Origin of the sequence: Paenibacillus sp. 1-18, assembly GCF_000520755.1 — a bacterium.
Lineage (GTDB): Bacteria > Bacillota > Bacilli > Paenibacillales > Paenibacillaceae > Paenibacillus > Paenibacillus brasilensis.
The window spans coordinates 76,310-91,744 of the sequence record NZ_ASSB01000352.1 but is presented as its reverse complement, the minus strand read 5'-3'; the positions used below and the strand labels follow the sequence as shown (position 1 = coordinate 91,744).

Annotated in this window: 14 protein-coding genes; all 14 read right to left on the bottom strand. The window is 43.9% G+C overall.

The genetic code is table 11. The features are described from left to right. Nucleotides 1–380: 380 nt before the first annotated feature. Nucleotides 381–2,396 carry an NAD-dependent DNA ligase LigA gene (ligA, locus tag L693_RS0123680; RefSeq protein WP_025720524.1) on the bottom strand — a complete coding sequence of 672 codons (2,016 nt, stop codon included), beginning with the start codon at nucleotides 2,394–2,396 and terminating at the stop codon, nucleotides 381–383. An 87-nt stretch (nucleotides 2,397–2,483) separates the two neighbouring features. Continuing rightward, nucleotides 2,484–4,808 carry a DNA helicase PcrA gene (pcrA, locus tag L693_RS0123675; RefSeq protein ID WP_025720521.1) on the bottom strand — a complete coding sequence of 775 codons (2,325 nt, stop codon included), beginning with the start codon at nucleotides 4,806–4,808 and terminating at the stop codon, nucleotides 2,484–2,486. Nucleotides 4,809–4,850: 42 nt separating this feature from the next. Next, on the bottom strand, nucleotides 4,851–5,561 hold the full coding sequence (locus L693_RS0123670) for a heptaprenylglyceryl phosphate synthase (RefSeq protein ID WP_049825262.1): 711 nt from the start codon (nucleotides 5,559–5,561) through the stop codon (nucleotides 4,851–4,853). 125 nt (nucleotides 5,562–5,686) lie between these two features. After that, nucleotides 5,687–6,598: a phosphatidylinositol-specific phospholipase C/glycerophosphodiester phosphodiesterase family protein gene (locus L693_RS0123665; protein WP_231503741.1), complete on the bottom strand. Its 912-nt coding sequence runs from the start codon at nucleotides 6,596–6,598 to the stop codon at nucleotides 5,687–5,689. Between the two features lie 66 nt (nucleotides 6,599–6,664). Next, nucleotides 6,665–8,065: an undecaprenyl-phosphate glucose phosphotransferase gene (locus tag L693_RS0123660; protein ID WP_025720518.1), complete on the bottom strand. Its 1,401-nt coding sequence runs from the start codon at nucleotides 8,063–8,065 to the stop codon at nucleotides 6,665–6,667. Next, complete coding sequence (locus L693_RS0123655) at nucleotides 8,062–8,970, bottom strand: glycosyltransferase family 2 protein (RefSeq protein ID WP_025720516.1); 909 nt, start codon at nucleotides 8,968–8,970, stop codon at nucleotides 8,062–8,064. Before L693_RS0123655 ends, L693_RS0123660 begins: the two co-directional genes overlap by 4 nt. Nucleotides 8,971–9,219: 249 nt before the next feature. Next, nucleotides 9,220–9,297 carry a putative holin-like toxin gene (locus L693_RS32510; protein ID WP_354005523.1) on the bottom strand — a complete coding sequence of 26 codons (78 nt, stop codon included), beginning with the start codon at nucleotides 9,295–9,297 and terminating at the stop codon, nucleotides 9,220–9,222. A 423-nt stretch (nucleotides 9,298–9,720) separates the two neighbouring features. Beyond that, on the bottom strand, nucleotides 9,721–10,602 hold the full coding sequence (rfbD, locus tag L693_RS0123650; RefSeq protein WP_025720515.1) for a dTDP-4-dehydrorhamnose reductase: 882 nt from the start codon (nucleotides 10,600–10,602) through the stop codon (nucleotides 9,721–9,723). Nucleotide 10,603: 1 nt separating this feature from the next. Beyond that, nucleotides 10,604–11,623, bottom strand: a complete 1,020-nt coding sequence (rfbB, locus tag L693_RS0123645) for a dTDP-glucose 4,6-dehydratase (RefSeq protein WP_025720513.1) — start codon at nucleotides 11,621–11,623, stop codon at nucleotides 10,604–10,606. 115 nt (nucleotides 11,624–11,738) lie between these two features. Then, nucleotides 11,739–12,287, bottom strand: coding sequence for a dTDP-4-dehydrorhamnose 3,5-epimerase (gene rfbC / locus L693_RS0123640; protein WP_025720511.1), 549 nt, complete (start codon nucleotides 12,285–12,287; stop codon nucleotides 11,739–11,741). A gap of 22 nt (nucleotides 12,288–12,309) precedes the next feature. Then, nucleotides 12,310–13,053 carry a sugar phosphate nucleotidyltransferase gene (locus L693_RS0123635; protein WP_025720509.1) on the bottom strand — a complete coding sequence of 248 codons (744 nt, stop codon included), beginning with the start codon at nucleotides 13,051–13,053 and terminating at the stop codon, nucleotides 12,310–12,312. A 13-nt stretch (nucleotides 13,054–13,066) separates the two neighbouring features. Further along, the gene (locus tag L693_RS0123630; RefSeq protein ID WP_025720508.1) at nucleotides 13,067–13,471 is read right to left on the bottom strand and encodes a GtrA family protein; all 405 of its coding nucleotides are present in this window, start codon (nucleotides 13,469–13,471) and stop codon (nucleotides 13,067–13,069) included. Further along, nucleotides 13,422–14,357 (bottom strand): glycosyltransferase family 2 protein, encoded by a 936-nt coding sequence (locus tag L693_RS0123625; RefSeq protein WP_049825261.1) that lies wholly within the window; start codon nucleotides 14,355–14,357, stop codon nucleotides 13,422–13,424. Before L693_RS0123625 ends, L693_RS0123630 begins: the two co-directional genes overlap by 50 nt. Next, nucleotides 14,338–15,435, bottom strand: coding sequence for a DegT/DnrJ/EryC1/StrS family aminotransferase (locus L693_RS0123620; RefSeq protein WP_025720505.1), 1,098 nt, complete (start codon nucleotides 15,433–15,435; stop codon nucleotides 14,338–14,340). The genes L693_RS0123625 and L693_RS0123620 overlap by 20 nt, the downstream gene beginning before the upstream one ends.

Here is a 15,435-nt window from a genome sequence, read left to right as displayed (position 1 = left end):
CGAGGTTGGTTATAGAAAGAGCGATTAGCTCATTTTTAATGCTAGCGATTCTTCTTACAAAAGAAGAAATCTTTATTTTCATCATCCATTTGTTCAGTTTTCAAAGAACTTGTCTGTCCTCGTCTATTCAACGAGCCAGGAATTAGATCATATCATGTTCGTTGCTTTCTTGTCAAATCTTTTTTTTGATTTTCTTTTCAGCAACCTTTGCTTTAAGGAAAGCTACTCTCAAAGCAACGTCTAATAATGTAACATGATTAAAGCTTTTAAGCAAGCATTTTTTAAAAATACTTTTATAGTTTTATATACCTACCACTGAACAGTGACAAACAAAGCAGCCACCCCGTCTCAAACGGAATGGCTGCGCTCATTGCAATCTATTATTCTTGCTCCAGCAATCTGATAAATTCGTCCTCATCTTCTATAGTTTCAATTCCGAGCTGTTGGGCCTTGGCCAGTTTACTGCCAGCCTTTTCACCAGCTATGACTAGATCCGTCTTTTTCGATACAGATCCAGCCACCTTGGCTCCCAATGCCTCCAGCCTGGAAGCTGCTTCGTCACGGGTAAGCTGATGCAAGGTACCTGTGAGCACAACCGTTTTGCCACTGAAGAAGCTATCTGTCTTCTTTTGCTGTGGAGCTTCAGGAGCCTGGGCCTTCACTCCGAGCGATAGCATCTTTTCAATCCCCGCCTGAGCAAATGGATCTGCAAAGAACGCAACAATGCTTTCAGCTACAATCCCGCCCACATCCGGTAGTTCTATCAGTTCTCCCACGGTAGCGGACATGACCTTATGCAAATCACGATAATGTTCTGACAGCATACGTGTTGTCGCTTTACCGGTATTCGGAATACCCAGTGCGTAAAGGAAGGAAGCCAGATCTCTTTCTTTACTTTTCTCAAGTGCTGCTAGAAGGTTATTGGCTTTTTTCTCACCAAACCGCTCCAGCTTTACTAGATCATCATATTGGAGTGTATACAAATCCGCAGGCTCGCGTACTTCCAGTTCGTCATGCAACTGGATCGCTGTTTTGTCGCTGAATGTTTCAATATCCATGGCATCACGCGATGCAAAATGGGAAATGCGGGCCACAATCTGAGGTTTGCACCCTAGCTTATTATCACAGAACAAATGGGCCCCTCGCTGCTGCAATGGAAAACCGCAGGCCGGACAATGATCGGGTACGACAATTTCTTCCCCGTCGTTCTCAGACGTTACCTTTCCCAATATCTCGGGAATGACATCATTGGAGCGACGGATAAACACACGTGTCCCCAAAGCGAACTTCAAATTCTTGCGCTCGATATCGCCGGCATTGTTCAATGTGCAATTTTGTACAGTGACTCCCGCCAGCTCCACCGGCTCCACCCTTGCCAGCGGTGTGATTTTACCAGTTCGACCCACATTCCACTCGACCGAGTTGAGCACCGTGGTGGTTTCCTCTGCTTCGAATTTATATGCCACTGCCCAACGCGGAAATTTATCGGTATATCCAAGTGCCTCGCGTGTACGCATATCTGTAATTTTCAATACAGCCCCGTCAATGAGATAATCCAAACGGGCACGAGATTCTTCAATCTCAGCCAGTTGCTCCATCGCATCATCAAAATTATCAAAGTAAGTTAGATATGGGTTCACCTTAAAGTGATTGTCACGCAGGAAAGCCATCATCTCCTGGTGGCTATCAAACTGGATACGGTCTGCAAATCCCACATTGTAGAAAAACGCATTCAGTCGCCGGTCTGCGGTCACTTTTGGATTTAAATTACGCAAAGCGCCAGCTGCGGCATTACGTGCGTTTTTGAGAGGGTCCACAGCGGTCTCATTATATTTCGCCAGCACAGACAGATTCATTATGCCTTCTCCCTGCACTTCAATGGTTCCATCCTGAAAAGGAATCGTAAGCGGCACGGATTTAATGGTTTTTACCTGTGCCAGTATCCCTTCACCCACAACGCCATTGCCACGGGTAGAAGCCTGCACCAGCTTTCCATCCGTATAAGTCAGATTCAGTGTTAGTCCGTCGAATTTAAGCTCTATCGCATAGCTCGGAGAAGGCAGAGGCTGCTCCGGGTTCTTGGTATTGTAATCATTGACCAGCTTAACGACACGCGCGTTCCATGCACGCAGCTGCTCCATATTCTGTGCTTTATCCAGGCTCCATAACGGGGCCAGATGACGATGCGGCGTGAATCCCTTAAGCAATTCCCCGCCCACGCGCTGTGTTGGCGAATCTGGCAGCACCAATCCGCTCGCCTGTTCAAGCGCTACCAGCTCGTCATAAAGCACATCATATTCTTTGTCGCTGACCATGGGCTCATCCAGTGTGTAATAATGATAGTTATATGTGTTTAGCTCAGCAACAAGCTGCTCCATCCTGTGCATTGGGTTCATGCAGGCGTATCCCTCCGGGAACTTCATCAGGGCAGAAGCCTAGGCCATTCTGCCGCTGTGAGGCTCGAGATTTATTGATATTAAGAACTATTCTACTTTTGTGATAGGTGCAAAGCCAGCCAGCAGTCGTTTAACCCCAACCGGAGCCGGGAAGGCGATCTGAAGCTCCATATCATTGCCCGTTCCTTTGACAGCCACAATGGTTCCCACTCCCCACTTGCCATGCTGTACCTTGTCTCCAGCAGCAAAAATAGAAGGCCCCCCTGTCGAAGCTGCCGGGGAAGGCTTGGGCGATGAAGATGTCGTTACGGTAACACGCGACGACGCGGAGGCAGTCGAACCACTACGACTCATCGAATCAAAGGAACGCTCTCCTCCAAAGTTACTACCACTACTTTTACCCAGTCCACGCCCGCCATAAGAGCCACCTATATTGCCTGAACGACGGTAGCGATCCTGTTTGATGATTGTATCCTCTTTTAACTCGTCCGGAATTTCTTCCAGAAAGCGCGACGGCGGATTAGCAGTGGTACGACCAAACAGAGTACGCATTTGTGCGCATGTAAGGAACAGTTGCTCCTCTGCACGGGTAATGCCGACATACGCCAATCTGCGTTCTTCCTCAAGCTCTTCATTATCCAAGAAAGCCCTGCTGTGAGGAAATACTCCCTCCTCCATGCCGACAATAAATACAATTGGAAACTCCAAACCTTTTGCACTGTGCATGGTCATCAATACAACGGCATCACTTTGCTCGTCTTCATCGTCATTCATGGAATCGATATCTGCGATAAGAGCAAGGTCGGTCAGGAAGGAGACCAGCGATTTGTCCTCCGCACCTTTCTCAAACTCCATTGTTACCGACAGAAACTCATCAATATTTTCCAGACGCGAGCGTGATTCGAGGGTATTCTCGTTTTGCAGCTCCAGCCGGTACTGGGTGGTTTCCAGCATTTTTTCAGTTAACTCCGTGACCGACAGATAGTCCACCATCCGACTTAAACCTTCGATCATATCGTAAAACTCGACCAGCGCATTGCGGGTACGTCCAGCAAAGCCCAAATCATCTACCACTTGCAGCACGCGGAAGATCGAAACTCCACGCTCGGCTGCGGCCGCCTGCAATTTACCAACTGTCGTGTCTCCGATGCTTCGTTTTGGCACGTTAATGATACGCATCAAGCTGATATCGTCGTCAGGATTGGAAAGCAGACGCAGATAGGCCAACAAGTCCTTGATCTCTTTACGATCATAGAACTTGATCCCGCCCACGATCTGGTACGGTATGTCCGATTTGATCAAAATTTCCTCGACGACCCGAGACTGGGCATTCGTACGGTACAAAATGGCATGATGGCTATAGGTTTTTCCCGCTTTAATATTCTTATGAATTTCCGAGGCGATAAAGTAGCCCTCATCATGCTCCGAGTCAGCACGGTAAACTTTAATCTTGGCTCCGCCTTCTTTGTCGGTCCATAGCTTTTTCGGCTTGCGGCCTGTATTTTGCGCAATCACCTCGTTCGCTGCATTCAGTATGTTCGAGGTTGACCGATAGTTCTGCTCCAGCAAAATAGTACGCGCTTCCGGATAGTCCTCTTCAAAGTTCAAAATATTGCTGATATCCGCGCCCCGCCATCGGTAGATGGATTGGTCGCTGTCACCTACTACGCAAATACGATGATGCTTATCAGCCAGCATTTTGCACAGCATGTACTGCGCACGGTTTGTATCCTGATATTCATCGACATGAATGTATTGAAATTTCTTTTGATAGAAATCCAGCACTTCAGGTACTTCTTTAAAGAGCTGAATCGTTGCCATGATCAAATCATCAAAATCAAGAGAGTTGTTACTTTTGAGCCGTTGTTGGTACTTGGTATATACCTTCGCCACAATTCCCTCAAAATAATCGCCAATCTTGCGCTCATACATTTCAGGAGTGACCAGTTCATTTTTAGCCGTACTCATCATGGATTGAACTGCTTTGGGCTCAAACTTTTTGGTATCTATGTTCAGATCCTTCATGCAACTGCGAATGACCGACAATTGATCTGTCGAATCCAAAATGCTGAAATTGGAGGTGAATCCGATCCGCTCGATATCGCGACGTAAAATACGCACACACATCGAGTGGAAAGTGGATACCCACACATCTCTTCCCTGCGGGCCAATCAGCTTGGATACGCGATCCTGCATCTCACGCGCGGCTTTGTTCGTAAAGGTAATCGCCAAAATCCCCCATGGAGCCGTCTTGCGGGTCGCGATAAGGTAGGCTATTCGGTGCGTGAGTACCCGTGTCTTGCCACTGCCTGCGCCAGCCATAATCAGCAGCGGACCATCTACCATTTCTACGGCCTGACGCTGAGGAGGGTTTAGGCGGGCTACAGCCTCGTGTATATCTATTGATTGCATGCGTGCATGCTCCTTTCTCCGAGCTTCCATAAAATAAACATTCTATACTTTCAATTTCACAGCTACCGTCTCCAGCGCTTTCGCCAAGTCACGGTAAATGATGTTCCCTACTACAATGGTGTCACAAACGGCAGCCGCTTGTAACGCGGTAGATTTATCCACGATGCCTCCTCCGTATAGGACACGAGAGCGTTCTGTGCTGCGGTGTATTTTTTGTACCAACTCCATATCTCCAAAGGTACCGCTATATTCCACATATACAATCGGCAGATGCATGAGCTTATCAGCAATCTGCGCATAGGAGACAGCCGATGGAGCACTCAGCGAAGCATCGGCTCCGGTAAGCTTAGCGACCGTAGAATCACCGTTCAAAACAATATATCCTTCTGTCACAAGCGAATCCCACGGAATCATATAACCAAACTGCTCAATTGCGCGCTGATGCTGCCCTAAGATCCAATCACGATCCTTGGTATTCAGTACCATAGGAATCATATATAGATCAAATCCTGGCACGACAGCCTCCAGATCGGACACCTCAAGTACACATGGCACCTCATAACGCCGAACTCGCGACAGTAAATCCACCGTATTTTCATAGGTAATGCCTGATGAACCTCCTACCATAATGGCGTCCGTACCAGACATACACACGGCATCCAGCGCCTTATCGTCTAGCTCCTTGTCAGGATCAAGCTTAAAAACATGTCTCCATGATTGAATTGAATCCGCCAACACACATTCCTCCAGCATCCTTTGCTTTTGTTATGATCCAGATGAACCGAATTCGATATCCAAAAGCGTTCTATGCTAAGTCTATGACAGTGCTCAAAAGGTGTCAATGTTCGTATTTGATGGGAACACTCCGTTCATACATTTCAGAGCTGTAGCACGTACAACCAACTGCGTTTACTTAGTTCTCTCTCCGTTAAAACATCAGTATAGAACCCACGTACACCCATCTGCTCGTACTCTGCGGCCGCCTTCAATTCATTGATGGTATTCACGTAACATACTGCCCCCGCCTGACGCAAGCCTTCCACTAAAGGACCACTCACCCGATCCTCTGGTAAAGTCACTGCTGTTATATCGTGTTTTTGCACAAATCGAATGATCTGGTCGTCCGTATCTTTTGTGGCATAAAGCGTATAAATAATGGATGTATAGGGATAAATACTTCGTAGTGTTCGCAGCATTTCTTCATTGTAAATTTGAGGGACAATTCGAGATAGTAGGTTAGGATTTTTCTCCTGTGCCTGCCGGGTCAGCTGTACGAATAGCTGTTTTATTTGAGCAGGGTTCTGCTCCTTCGTATCCGTCACGACATAGGTATCTGGATATAATTCCAATAAGTCCAATACATCCTTCCAGTCCACCGGGGTATAGGAGCCGTGTATGAGGGAGTCCTTGAATTGCTCGTAGCTCCAAGACTTTCCCCCTTGCTCTGTAGCAACTGCGTGCTCCTGCTGCAATTGCTCTGTAAAAGATTCTGTCCATTCATGGCGCGCCACCAAATGCCCATCCGAAGTAAACATCAGGTCGATCTCAAATACGCGGCTGCCTTTTTTATAATTTTCCACAAATGCTTCACGCGCATTGGTATAAGCCAAACCATCGACGGCTCCCATGGCATGAGAAATCACACGGTGAGTGGTAAAGCCTGCATGTTCCTCTGTAGATTTTCCTTTGTAAGCCAATAAAACGCGCCAATCAACATTAAAAGAATGACCGCAGCAATCAGTCGTTTCATAGGATGTCACATCCTTTTCGTACAGGTCAATACCCTGCATACACCTACTCAAAACAATTTCCAGACACAAAAACACCCTCCGGCTGAACCGAAGGGTGAATCTGGATTAATACGCGTTTTTGAAGCCGTTGCGAATCGTGCGGAAAATAATTTTAATATCGAATAAGAGCGACCAATTCTCAATGTAGAAAATGTCATGCTTGATCCGTTCCTCAATGGACGTATCCCCACGCAACCCATTGCTCTGTGCCCAGCCTGTAATTCCAGGACGAACATGATGCTTTACCATATATTTTGGAATTTCCTCACGGAACTGATCCACATAATACGGTCGTTCCGGACGGGGACCAACGACACTCATATCTCCCAACAACACGTTGAAAAACTGTGGCAGCTCGTCGAGGCTCGTTTTTCGAATGAAGGAACCAAAACGCGTGCGCCGTGGATCATTAGCAGTCGTCCACCCTGTATCTTCAGTCCCAGGCGGCAGCACCTTCATGGAGCGGAATTTGTACATTCGGAAGGTACGACGATTCAAGCCTACGCGCTCCTGCTTAAAAATGATGGGACCTCTTGATGTGACCTTCACACCAATCGCCACTGCCAGCATAATCGGAGAGGTCAGAACAATAGCGAATAAAGAGAAGAAAGTATCGAATAGACGCTTAAATAATCGGTTCCCCGCCACATCCAGCGGAATATCCCGTACATTGATCATTGGCATGCCTGCAAAGTTATCAAAATAAGGCCGAGCAGGCAAATAGTCAAAAAAGTCGGGAATAATCAGTGTGCGTACTCCGGCCTTTTCACACATATTGATAATTTTTGGGTACTTGTCATGGGCATCCAGCGGTAGAGCCAGAATAACCTCGTCAATCATCAGGCGCGACAGCGTTGCCTCCAATTGATCTAATCCTCCAAGAATCGGGCGAAAATGCGCTTCTTCCTCTTCACTCCAGTGACGTTTATCATCCAGAAATCCCACCACTTCATATCCCAAATCAGGATACTGTCCAAGATTATGATAAAACCGTTGGCCCAGAGAGCCTGCTCCGAGAATGAGCATGAATTGCTTATTGTACCCTTTTTGCCGGAGCACTTTAAGAATCTGCTTCAAAAAATATCGATAAAACAAAATCAGCAGCACATTTCCAACCATATAGATCGCTAGATAGGAACGCGAAATATCGATTTGTTTTACGAAAAACATGACACTCAGTAATACAAACAGACCAACAATGTGGATCTGGGTGACGCGAAATACGTCGTCTGCAAATCGCTTTTTGCGTTTGGGCGAATAGAGCGAGAACAACATACCCAGCACCACGGCAATCAGACCGTAGATTAAACTCCAGCCTCCATAGACTTGAATAGGAAGCGGCTCTTGATAGGTAATCCATTCACTTTCAAACTTAAAAAACCAAGCAATCAAGAAAGATAACTGAATGACAGCGAAATCCGCCACAATATACAATTGGGTTAAAAAACGTTGATTTCTGCGTATCATGCTTTCACCTCAGTACGAGATTGTTCGCCGCTGTCCGGTTTGGCCGGTGCAGACAGTTTATTTTTCAAAAAGGCTATTCCAAATTTCACCGTAATCCCCGCGTAGACAGCCATGTTGGTGATCCAGCTGTACTGCTGCTTGTAATGCTTGCGGTGAAATACCCACATAGCTCTATGAAACTCATAAATAATTTTCAAAGGACGACGGCGAGCGCTTCCCCCTTTGATATGAACAATATATGTGCGCGGGTAGTAGTAAATGCCCCATCCTGCTTGCTTAATCCGGTAACACCAGTCAATGTCCTCACCATACATAAAAAAGGTTTCGTCCAAGCCACCAACCTGCTCAATGGTCTCGCGACGCACCAGCATAAAGGCTCCAACCAGTACATCTACAGGGTACTCATCATCCGGGCTTAGATGCCCAAGCTGATATTGATTGTACTTTGGATTTTCCGGGTAACGCTTCGACCAGCCGAAAGCGTAGTAAAAAGACGCAGACGGTGTTGGAAACCCACGTTTACATGCCTTGTCTAGTGAACCGTCCGGCAAGATGACCTTGCAACCTGCTGCTCCCATGTCCGGGTGCGTATCCATAAATTGAATCATCGTATCCAGTGTGTCAGGCTGCACCAGCGTATCGGAATTCAAAAGCAATACATAGCGCCCGCTAGCCACTTCCATTCCCTGATTGTTTGCCTTGGCAAAACCTGTATTATCCTCATTAGCTATCAGCATGATCTCCGGGTATGCAGCACGAATAGCCTCAACAGACCCGTCACTGGAATGATTGTCGATGACAATCACTTCATATCGATATTGCGTCTTTGATGCATACACCGACTGCAAACAATCCAGCGTCAATCGACACGTGTTATAGTTGACGACCAGTATGCTTACATCCATATTTAAAACGCTCCTGACAAAATTCAGTAATCTATTCTAGTATCAACTATTATAGCATACCCCGTAGACCACAGGGTGCAAAAAAGCACATAACTTGTAACCTTACACAGTTGAGGTCTAAAAATCATCGTGGTAAGATATACATGGAAAAAGGGCTGGTGCCAGCCAGCCCCTGCGCAACCGACGCTCCAAGAGCGGGCGGTTTTGGAACAATCAGGCCGAAAATAGACCCTTCCTTGCGGGGGCGGTCTATTTTCGTTTGTTAAACTCTAACAGTGTGACGATTAACGCCCCGAACGTCAGCATTAAACTGAGCGCCTCAAACACTGTCACAGGCTTCACCCCCCTCCTCGGGAGAGTTAGCCGCCGCCCTTGCCAGCTCTATCGGTTGCACGTTTCAATTATACTATATTTTTCCATAAAGGAACATTCATTCGATGGTTTTTTATCTAGCATTCATTTGTACCTTTGATTATTTGACGCTTGTATATGGAAAAAAGTTTCAATATTTCTCTCTCCATACCTCTATAATTTCCCCAACAGGAAAACCAGCTTATAAATCCAGTTGTCTAACCGTGACTGTCTATAAAAGGGGGACTGCCAAATTTAAGCCGAGAAAATAATCCCTTTTGGTAGCTGTCCAGAAATTGTTCAATATCTTTATACCGTATTGAGTTTGACCTACACATGTCTCTGCATCACAAAATCTCCCAATCATAACATGATGGGAGATCGCTGTAGACATATAGTTTAACTCTTATTACTGAAATTTTCAGCATACTCTTTTAGAAAATCCTTTAATCCTTCACGCCAATCGCGCAAATCATTCAGTCCATTGGTTCGAATCGCAATATGCTCCATAACGGAATTACGAGGGCGTGCTGCGGGTCTGGGGAATTGTTCCGTACTACATGGTTCGAGTTTTGCTGTAATATTGCCACCTAATAGTTCTGCCGCATCCTGAAAGATAGCTTGTGTAAACTCATACCAAGTGCAAGAACCGCTATTGGACGCATGATATACGCCATATTTCTCGGTTTCAACCAACTCCGCCAGAAAACGAGCCAAATCCACCGTATAGGTAGGTGAGCCTTTCTGATCATTCACGACCTGAAGGTGCGGCTTTTCCTGTCCAAGCTTCAACATCGTTTTAACAAAATTGTTTCCGTGCAATCCATATACCCAAGAAGTGCGAACAATAAAATACCTGGAGGAAAGTGTTTGGGCCAGTATCTCTCCGGCCCGCTTGGACTTTCCATAGATACTCTGCGGATTTGTATTATCATACTCATGATATGGCTGCTCCGCAGTTCCATCGAACACATAATCCGTACTGATGTACACCAGCTTAGCTCCTGCTTTGTCCGCAGCTAGTACCATATTGCGTGTTCCCGCGGCATTGACCTGATAAGCCCCGTCAATGTCGGACTCGGCTGCATCTACTGCCGTATACGCTGCGCAATGGATGACAGCTTCCGGTTGATACTGTGCCACGATCTTCACAGCCTGCTCCAAATCCGTTATATCCAGCTGTTCCCGATCGTATCCAAGGACATCATGTCCTTGCTCCTGAAAAACGTTCACTACATCTTTGCCAAGTTGACCGGATGCTCCAGTAACCAGTACCTTCATCTTACGCATCCCCCAAGCGGGAACCATACTGCTTAGTATAATATTGCTGGTACTCTCCGGATTGAATGCGAGTCCACCATTCTTTGTTGTCCAAGTACCAACGGATCGTTTCTTTAATGCCTGTTTCAAAAGAGTGCTCTGGCTTCCAGCCCAGCTCATTCATGGTCTTCGTTGGATCAATGCCATAACGGCGATCATGACCTGGACGATCCTGTACATACGAAATTAGAGATTCCGACTTGCCCAGTTCCTCCAATACCGTTTTGACAATATGCACATTTGTCCGCTCATTATTTCCACCGATATTGTATACCTCACCAAGCTTCCCTTGATGAATGACCAGATCAATTGCACTGCAATGATCCTCGACATACAACCAATCGCGGATGTTCAAGCCATCCCCGTATACTGGCAGTTGCTGATCGCTCAACGCACGCGAGATCATCAGTGGAATCAGCTTTTCCGGGAACTGGTACGGACCATAGTTGTTGGAACAACGCGTGATATTCACAGGTAGACCAAAGGTTTCATGATATGCACGCACCAGCAGATCGCCGCCTGCCTTGGACGCAGAGTATGGACTATTCGGCTGCAACGGAGTTTCCTCCGTAAATAAGCCTGTTTCACCCAGAGATCCGTACACCTCATCTGTCGATACCTGCACAAACTTGGTCACATTATACTTCTTAGCTGCATCCAACAGAACCTGTGTACCGAGGACGTTCGTTTTCACAAACACTTCCGGCTCCAAAATACTCCGATCGACATGCGACTCTGCCGCAAAATTCACCACTACATCAATTCCCTGCTGCATCAGCTGGTCTATCGCTTGAGCGTCGGTAATATCTGCTTTCACAAAGGTATGTTTGGGGTGATTTTCAATGGATTTTAAATTTTCCAGGTTACCTGCGTACGTAAGCGCATCTATGTTCACAATTTCGTAATCTGGATGCTGTTTTAACATATACAATACAAAGTTACTGCCAATAAATCCGGCCCCGCCGGTGACAAGAAGTTTCATAAAGACCTCCTAAAGCTCTCACTAATACATACAGAATATGCCTCAAAGCCAACAAAGAACAAGGAAATGCCATCTATCTTATAAATTGTTGTGCCTAGCTTCATTTGTCAGTAATCTATTCGAAATTAATCTCTGCGTTTGCTAGTACAGGGTGCTTCTGATCCTTTTCCGAAAGGATTGCATGGGAAGTGGGCCAATCAATCCCCAGTGCAGGGTCATTCCAGAGTATACCACGATCATTATCAGGTGAATAAAACTCGTCGACTTTATAAAACACTTGAGTATTTGGCACGAGCGTACAGAATCCGTGAGCAAATCCTTTAGGTACCAGTAGCTGACGTCTATTGTGTTCACTTAAGATCACCCCAACCCATTGACCGAATGTTGGAGAACTTTTTCGAATATCCAAAATAACATCGTAGATAGCTCCAGAAAGCACACGAATGAGCTTGGTTTGCGCTTTAGGGTTAAGCTGATAATGCAACCCTCGGATCACGCCGGCTTCCGCAGATAAGGACTGATTATCCTGTATAAAAGCATAGCTGATTCCGTGCTGCTTCATGATTTGTTCATTATAACTCTCCATAAAAAAGCCACGATGATCACTATGAACAACGGGTTCAATGATTTTTGCACCTTCCAGTTTCAAAGGGATTACCTTCATTCGTCCGCATCCTCCCTTTACTTTAAAGCTTTAGCTTTCCAAACTCTTCACTAAACACGATATCCTTAGCTAATTCATTAGCACGTGCAAGAGATGGGTGAGTTCCAGCATCCGTCCACCATCCTTGAAGAATATCATATGTCAATGTTCCATTAGCAATATATGCATTGTTAACGTCAGTTATCTCAAGTTCTCCACGAGCTGAAGGTTTAAGCGTTTTTACAATTTCAAACACACTATGATCGAACATATAAATGCCTGTTACAGCGTAATTACTTTTGGGATCTTTAGGTTTTTCTTCAATAGATACAATCCGTTCTTCTTGAAGCTCGGCCACTCCAAAACGGTGTGGATCTTGTACCTGCTGAAGAAGGATCTTCGCCCCCGCAATTTGGTTACGGAAATTATCCACAAATGGTGCAATGTCATCTTGAAATACATTATCGCCCAAAATAACAACCATTTGATCATCACCAACAAATTGTTCAGCCAGATCAAGGGCTTGTGCGATCCCGCCTGCTTCATCCTGAACTTTATAAGTGAATGTTACACCCATTTCATGACCGCTACCAAGAAGGTTAACGACATCTCCCATATGCTCTTTACCTGTAACGATAAGAATATCCTGTATCTCAGCTTGCTTGAGCTTGAAGACAGAATGGAAAATCATTGGGTACTTACCAACGGGTAATAAATGCTTATTTGTGACTTTGGTTAAAGGGTAAAGACGTGAGCCTGTACCTCCCGCAAGAATTATCCCTTTCATAATAAAACCTCCATTAATTCGTTCTAATAATTAATCTCGATAAAACAAAAGTAATTGGAATGGTAACAACAGTAACTATTAACGGAACAAAAATTTCTGGTATGTGAAAAATTCTAACCAAGGCAAACAGCATTAACAAGTTAATCAAATACTGTACAATATATACAATTGGATATTTGATAAAGCTCCTTAAAGAAACCTTTTGCTTAAAAACAAACAAAGCATTTAAAAAAAATGATATAACTATTCCGCAAACATATGAAATGCTATAAGAAATCTTATAATCAACGAAGTCAATAAGAGCTAAATAAATACCATAGGTTGCCAGTGTATTTAATCCCCCGCTAATTAGAAATTTAAGAAACTCTTTATTCGTAAGTTTCATCCACAATATATGCAGGGCGCTCTCTACTTTCATCAAGAATCCTCCATAGATACTCTCCAATTATGCCGAGCATAATCATAATGATACCTAATAAAAATGTAATCAGTGCAATAATTGTAGTCCAACCTTGAAGTTCGATCAATCCCACAAGCGCGTTGATAATTATAAAAACACCATATAAAAAACTTAAAACAGCAGTAACAAATCCTATTGCTGACATAAAACGAATAGGCGCATATGAGAAACTAACAAATGAATCAACAAATAACTTAACCTTTTTAGATAACGTCCATTTAGACGATCCCAATTTTCTTTCCCGTCTCACATAAGAAACCATTTCCCTCTCATGGCCAAGCCAGTAAATTAGACTCATAATGTTTGTGTTTTTTTCTCTTATGTGTAAAACTTCACTTACCACTTGTTTATCAACTAGTAAAAAGTCAAAACCGCCTTTAGGATAATCTTTTAAAGCCAGCTTCTCCAGAAGGTAATAATACGTATTGGAAAAAAGCTTTTGCGAGAAAGACTCCTCTCTATCTTCTCTTGTTGCCAGAACTACTTTTTTACCAGATTTCCAATGCTTAATCATTTCTTTGAATAACTCTGGCGGATCCTGCAAATCTGCGGCAATAATACCTACGCAATCACCCGAAGCATAGTTCAAACCAGCTTGTATGGCAGACATTGAGCCAAAATTTCTGCTTAGCTTAATAACTTTTATTCTAGAATCTTTCTCCCTAGCCTCCAATAATAACCTCAAAGAATCATCTTTGGAACCATCATCAACAAAAATAAATTCTAAATCACAGCCAATCAAGTGATTTTGTAAATCAGTCAGTCTAGGAATCGTATAAGGTATATTTAACTCATTAAAGTATACAGGAACAACGATAGAAAATTTAATCGGGTTTGTAGTCATTAATAGCCTCCACAACATACTTTGCATCTTCCAAAGTCATAACCGGACTTAACGGAATACTTATAACCTCAGAGTGGATTTTCTCAGAGATAGGAAAACTTGAACTTCTCCATTCACTATAAGCTTGTTGTCGATGTGGTGGAATAGGATAATGGATCATAGTTTGAATTTCTTTGCTTTTTAGGAAATCAGCGAAATTATTCCTATTTTTAACTCTCACAACAAAAACATGCCAAACATGAGACAGTTCTCTTTCTTCAACCTGAGGTAAAGTAATATGAGGATTGTGAATATTATTCAAATAATATAATGCAATCTCTCTTCTCAATTGATTGTCGCGATCTAGATACTTTAATTTTTCTCGAAGTATAGGTGCCTGAAATTCATCCAAGCGACTATTATAACCTTTTACGATATTTTCATATTTCTTCTCAGAGCCATAATTACGAAGTGCGTATAATTTTTTGTAAAGTTCTTTATCATTTGTTGTTATTGCTCCCGCATCACCTAAAGCACCCAAATTTTTCCCTGGGTAAAAACTGAATGCGGCTGCATCGCCTAAATTTCCAGCACGAATGCCGTCATAAATTGCACCGTGTGATTGAGCGCAATCTTCAATAATTTTCAAATTATATTTTTCTGCTAAGGTACGAATAGGTTTCATGTTACATATCTGCCCATATAAATGAACTACTAATATCGCTTTCGTTCTATCAGTAATTGATTCCTCGATTCTATCGGGGTCAATATTATATGTCTTAAGATTAGGTTCAACCAAAACTGGAATAGCCCCATTAGCAGAAATAGAAAGAATCGATGCAATATAGGTATTCGAAGGTACAATAACTTCATCTTCTGGACCAATATCATAAGCACGTATAATTAATTCTAATGCGTCAAGTCCATTAGCTACCCCAACGCAATATTCAGTCCCACAATAGTCGCTGAAATCTCGTTCAAATGCTTTAACCTCTTCTCCTAAAATATACCACCCAGAATGCAGAACTTTCTTCATACTTTCCAAAATAGCTACTTCGTGTTGTAAATTTATTTTTTTCAGATCAAGGAAAGGTATCAT

Excerpts from the sequence above, each read along its gene's own strand:
- ligA (WP_025720524.1), bottom strand. The coding sequence starts at position 2,396 with ATGAACCCAATGCACAGGATGGAGCAGCTTGTTGCTGAGCTAAACACA.
- pcrA (WP_025720521.1), bottom strand. The coding sequence starts at position 4,808 with ATGCAATCAATAGATATACACGAGGCTGTAGCCCGCCTAAACCCTCCT.
- L693_RS0123670 (WP_049825262.1), bottom strand. The coding sequence starts at position 5,561 with ATGCTGGAGGAATGTGTGTTGGCGGATTCAATTCAATCATGGAGACAT.
- L693_RS0123665 (WP_231503741.1), bottom strand. The coding sequence starts at position 6,598 with ATGCAGGGTATTGACCTGTACGAAAAGGATGTGACATCCTATGAAACG.
- L693_RS0123660 (WP_025720518.1), bottom strand. The coding sequence starts at position 8,065 with ATGATACGCAGAAATCAACGTTTTTTAACCCAATTGTATATTGTGGCG.
- L693_RS0123655 (WP_025720516.1), bottom strand. The coding sequence starts at position 8,970 with ATGGATGTAAGCATACTGGTCGTCAACTATAACACGTGTCGATTGACG.
- rfbD (WP_025720515.1), bottom strand. The coding sequence starts at position 10,602 with ATGAAGGTACTGGTTACTGGAGCATCCGGTCAACTTGGCAAAGATGTA.
- rfbB (WP_025720513.1), bottom strand. The coding sequence starts at position 11,623 with ATGAAACTTCTTGTCACCGGCGGGGCCGGATTTATTGGCAGTAACTTT.
- rfbC (WP_025720511.1), bottom strand. The coding sequence starts at position 12,287 with ATGAAGGTAATCCCTTTGAAACTGGAAGGTGCAAAAATCATTGAACCC.
- L693_RS0123635 (WP_025720509.1), bottom strand. The coding sequence starts at position 13,053 with ATGAAAGGGATAATTCTTGCGGGAGGTACAGGCTCACGTCTTTACCCT.
- L693_RS0123630 (WP_025720508.1), bottom strand. The coding sequence starts at position 13,471 with ATGAAAGTAGAGAGCGCCCTGCATATATTGTGGATGAAACTTACGAAT.
- L693_RS0123625 (WP_049825261.1), bottom strand. The coding sequence starts at position 14,357 with ATGACTACAAACCCGATTAAATTTTCTATCGTTGTTCCTGTATACTTT.
- L693_RS0123620 (WP_025720505.1), bottom strand. The coding sequence starts at position 15,435 with ATGATACCTTTCCTTGATCTGAAAAAAATAAATTTACAACACGAAGTA.